Source organism: bacterium (genome assembly GCA_036524115.1).
Classification (GTDB): domain Bacteria; phylum JAUVQV01; class JAUVQV01; order JAUVQV01; family DATDCY01; genus DATDCY01.
In genome coordinates this window covers 1-4,266 of the sequence record DATDCY010000142.1, presented here as the reverse complement: position 1 = coordinate 4,266, position 4,266 = coordinate 1, and the positions used below count along the sequence as shown (strand labels likewise).

The window sequence follows — 4,266 nt, the reverse complement described above, 5'->3', positions numbered from 1 at the left end:
CAGGTCCCGCCAGCGCAGCCGGCGCAGCCGGTCGACCCGAAGCAGGCGCTGCTGGAGAAGTACCTGTACTTCGCCGGCTACCATCTCAACAAGGGCGAGCCCGCCAAGGCCGAGGAGTACCTCCGCAAGTACCTCGAGCTGGTCCCGCGCGACACCGCGGTGTGGATGCGCCTCGGCGAGGCCTGCGCGCGCCAGGGACGGTACGACGCCGCGCGCGAGGCCTGGGAGCAGGTCCTGCGGCTGGAGCCGGGGAACGCGGAGGCGGACACCGCCATCCGCCGCCTCGTCCGCGGAGAGTATTAGCCCGCGGCATTCAGGGGCGTCTTTTCCGCCCTGGCGGCGTTGGCCGCTCGCTACGCTCGTGCGGCGACCGCGAGGTCGCCTCCTCGCGAGCTCGCGTCCTGCCTTGCCAGGACGAAAAATCCGCGCCTGACTGCGCGCGGGCAGCCTGGGCGCCCCTCGTGACCGTCAAGGTCCGTTGCCCTCGCTCCGCTGGGCGGACCACAATGGGCACGTGCCGGGGATGATGCTGGGAACCGTTGCCCTCGCTTCGCTGGGCGGACGGAATCGGGAACGTGCGGGTGCAGAGGCCGGGTGCGTTGCCCTCGCTTCGCTGGGCGGACTGCATCGGGAATGTGCCGGGGCTGATTCTGGGTGCGTTGCCCTCGCTTCGCTGGGCGGACGGCAATCGGGAACGCGGCGATCAGCGGCCGCGGCCGGTCTCGTACGCCTTCTGCTCGAGGAGGCGCTGCTCCTCGTATTCGCGCTCGAGCACGCCCTTCTCGCAGAACGCCATGGCGCCGGGGTTGCGGATGAACTCGCGGCACTCGGGATAGTCCCGGCGGGGCGGGGGATACTCCGCCTGGTACTGAACCGGAGGCGGGGTCCCCGGTTCCTGATAGTACCCGTAGGCCTCCGGCGGCGGTTCGACGATCACCGGGCGCTGGGCGTCCACCATCGCGTCGATGGCGATGCCGACGCCGAGCGCCCCGAGGAAGAACCCGAGGGGCGAGCCGCCCCAGTAGCCGTAGCCGTCGGGGCCCCGGTGCCAACCGGGAGTGCCGTGTCCCCGGTATCCGCCGTGGCGGTCATGCCCCCCGAAACCGCGGTGGCCGCCATAGCCGCCGGCGAACGAGTGCCGTCCGCCGCGCGGTTGCGCGCCCGCCGGGGCGGCGATTGCGACGACAAGGATCGCCGCGAGCATCACGGCGATGATCCGCCCGGTCTTCCCCATGCCGCTCGTCATGGCCCGTCCCTCCTCGGCAATACGCTTGCCCGGTATGACAAACATGGGCTTGGATTTGTTCCTCCGGTGTGTTGGCGACCTGACGGACCGATGAAACGGGGTCAGATGCAAGGCGCGGGACGGGCCGACGAATGAGGCGCACTGGTGTGCGCCGCAGTGAGGAGGCCGGGCCGCAACGCCGCAGATGGCCCCGTTTCAGCGGTCCGTCACTCGGCGGGGAGGCGGTATTCGCGTTGCAGGTAGATGCCGAGCAGCGCGTCCCGGTCGTCCTCGCCGAGCGCGGTGAACTGGACGCCGATCTGCCAGGGGCCGGCGTTGCGGCGGTCCACGTACACGACGGTCCCGCTCGCCGAGATGGTGTGGTCGCCGAGCGCGATCTCGACGCGCAGGGCCTCGCCCCGCTCGAGGGGGTTGTCGGTCTCGAACATCAGCCCCCCGAGGCCGAGGGTGCGGGTCTGCGACGAGCGCGCATCGCTCAGGCCGCCGTCGGGCAGGGAGCGCCGAAACGAGACGTCGTATTCCGCCGCCATGCGCGGATACCGCCGCACCGGCGTCCCACTGGTCTGCTGCTCCATCGCCACCTCCCGCAAGCTTCAAGTATAGCCGCAGGCGCAGCGGCAGTTCAATATTTCTCTCGCCCTCACCGCCGCGGACGCGCCGGCTCCCCGCGCCCTAGCGGCCCGCCGGGGCCTGGACGAGCCGGGGGTAGCGGGGCTGCCAGATCGTCCGGTCGATCGCGGCCTCGACGTCGGCGGCGGCGCGCGCGTCCCGTGCCAGCCCCTGCGCGACGGCCGTGCGGGCGACCACGAGCGCTATCTCCCGCGAGACCTCCCGCAGCGCCCCGATCGCGGGGAAGACGCAGCGGCGGGCGATGCGCTCGGCGGGCACCAGCTCGGCGAGGCGCACCGCGGCGGCGGTGAACATCTCGTCGCTCACGGCCCGGGCCCGCACGGCGACGGCGCCGAGGCCGACGCCGGGGAAGATGAACGCGTTGTTGCCCTGCCCGATCATGAAGCGCTGGCTGCCGACCTCCACGTCGGGGAACGGGCTGCCCGTGGCGACCAGCGCGCGGCCCCCGCTCCAGCGGTAGACGTCCTCGGGCCGCGCCTCCGCGAGCGCCGTCGGGTTGGAGAGCGGGAAGACCATCGGCCGCGGGCAGTTGGCGGCCATCGCCTGCACGACCCGCTCGTCGAAGGCGCCGGGCTGGCCCGAGAGCCCGAGCAGCACGGTCGCGCGCGTCATCTGCACCACCTCGAGCAGCCCCGGGGCGCGGTCGCCGACCTCGGTGACCCAGGGGACGACGGCGCGCGCGTGGGTGAAGGGGCGCTTGTAGTCCTCGATCCGCGCGCGCCCCTCCACGAGCAGGCCGCGGCTGTCGAGCACGTGGATGCGTGCGACCGCCTCCGCCGGCGAGAGCCCGTCGGCGACGAGGGCGGTGCGCAGCTGCGCCGCGATGCCGATACCGGCCGCGCCGGCGCCGAAAAGGACGAACACCTGGTCGCGCAGCCGCTCGCCCGCCGCGCGCACGGCGCAGACGATGCCCGAGACCACGACCGCGCCCGTCCCCTGGATGTCGTCGTTGAACGAGAGCAGCTCGCCGCGGTACTTCTGGAGCAGGCTCCAGGCGTTCTCCTTCGAGAAGTCCTCCCACTGGAGCAGGCAGTCGGGGAAGTGGCGCTTGACGGCCTGGACGAAGCGGTCGACCAGGTCGAAGTACTCGCCGCCCTGCAGCCGCGGCCGCCGGATGCCCAGGTAGTGCGGGTCCGCGAGCAGCTGGCGGTTGTCGGTGCCGACGTCCAGCGTCACGGGGAGGCAGTGGGCCGGGTCGATCCCCGCGCCCGCCGTGTACAGCGAGAGCTTGCCGATGGGGATCCCCATGCCGCCCACGCCCTGGTCGCCGATGCCGAGGATCCCGGCGGAGTCGGTCGCGACGATCACCGCGACGTCGCGGCAGGGCAGCCCCGCGAAGACCTCGTCGACCCGGTGGATGTTCTCGGGGGAGAGGAAGACCCCGCGGGGGAACCGGAAGATGTGGCTGAACTTCTGGCAGGCCTCGCCGACCGTCGGGGTGTAGACGATGCGCATCATCTCCTCGAGGTGGCGCCCGAGCAGCGCGTAGAAGAGCACCTCGTTGCGGTCCTGGAGCGAGCGCAGGTAGATGTGGCGCTCCAGGTCGGTGGCCTTCGCGCCGTAGGCCTCGCGGCAGCGAGAGAGCTGCAGCTCCATGGTCGAGACGGCCGGAGGGAGATAGCCCTCGATGCCGAAGGCCGACCGCTCCTCCGCGGGGAACGCCGTCCCCTTGTTGAGCAGCGGGTGGCGCAGGACTTCCTGGCCCCGGGCGTTCGTCTCGCAGATCACGTTCCCGTCGTCCTGCCTGACCGTGCGGAAGTTCAGCATCCCCCGTCCTTTCGGGCACCCGGCCCGGGAATCCATGGTACTCGGCGGGTGCGGTTGTGCAAGCGGGCGCACGCCGCCGGCCGCTCTAGCGGCCCTGTTGTGCCTGCTGCTCGGCGCGCAGCAGCATGCGCCCCGCGTACTGGTCGGCGGGGTTTGCCTGCACCGCGATGCGCAGGTTGTAGAGGGCGCCCTGCACGTCGCCGCGCTCGAGCATGATCACCCCCAGGCCGCGGCGCGCGTCCGACTGGAGCGGGTCGATGCGCAGGGCCGCGCGCAGGTGCGGCTCGGCCTCCGTCGTGCGGCCGAGGACCAGCAGCGTCGTGCCGGCCGCCCCCTGCGCCGCGGCGTTGTCGGGGAAGAGGGCGATCTCGGTCTGGAAGGCCTCGAGCGCCTCGGTCCTGCGGCCCATCTTGTAGAGGTTCAGCCCGATGAAGAAATTCACCTGGCCCAGGCGCTGGGAGATGGCGAGCGCCGCGCGGTACTCCGCGTTCGCCGCCTCGAGGTCGCCGAGCTTCGTCAAGCCGAGGCCGAGGTTGATGTGCGCGACGATGTTGCGCGGGTCGACGCGGATGGCCTGCCGGAAGAGGGACGTCGTGTCGTGCCAGACGCGGGCCTGCAGGTTC

5 protein-coding genes are annotated in these 4,266 nt (G+C 72.0%); 1 reads left to right on the top strand and 4 read right to left on the bottom strand.

Features of this window, described 5'->3' with window-relative positions; genetic code table 11:
• The coding region (locus tag VI078_06840) for a tetratricopeptide repeat protein (GenBank protein ID HEY5999008.1) at positions 1 to 303 on the top strand (303 nt) is incomplete at its 5' end.
• A 400-nt stretch (positions 304 to 703) separates the two neighbouring features.
• On the opposite strand, the gene VI078_06835 is transcribed toward VI078_06840, so the two are convergent.
• The 4 genes from VI078_06835 to VI078_06820 all read right to left on the bottom strand — a co-directional run.
• On the bottom strand, positions 704 to 1,246 hold the full coding sequence (locus VI078_06835) for a hypothetical protein (protein HEY5999007.1): 543 nt from the start codon (positions 1,244 to 1,246) through the stop codon (positions 704 to 706).
• A 206-nt stretch (positions 1,247 to 1,452) separates the two neighbouring features.
• A complete protein-coding gene (locus VI078_06830; protein HEY5999006.1) occupies positions 1,453 to 1,821 on the bottom strand; it encodes a PilZ domain-containing protein in 369 nt (122 codons plus the stop codon).
• Between the two features lie 97 nt (positions 1,822 to 1,918).
• On the bottom strand, positions 1,919 to 3,643 hold the full coding sequence (locus VI078_06825) for an NAD-dependent malic enzyme (protein HEY5999005.1): 1,725 nt from the start codon (positions 3,641 to 3,643) through the stop codon (positions 1,919 to 1,921).
• Positions 3,644 to 3,728: 85 nt separating this feature from the next.
• Positions 3,729 to 4,266: tetratricopeptide repeat protein (locus VI078_06820; protein HEY5999004.1), on the bottom strand; the 538-nt coding region annotated here is incomplete at its 5' end.

What these genes read in the sequence shown, in the direction of transcription:
- VI078_06825 (HEY5999005.1), bottom strand. Translation starts at nt 3,643, where the DNA reads ATGCTGAACTTCCGCACGGTCAGGCAGGACGACGGGAACGTGATCTGC.
- VI078_06830 (HEY5999006.1), bottom strand. Translation starts at nt 1,821, where the DNA reads ATGGAGCAGCAGACCAGTGGGACGCCGGTGCGGCGGTATCCGCGCATG.
- VI078_06835 (HEY5999007.1), bottom strand. Translation starts at nt 1,246, where the DNA reads ATGACGAGCGGCATGGGGAAGACCGGGCGGATCATCGCCGTGATGCTC.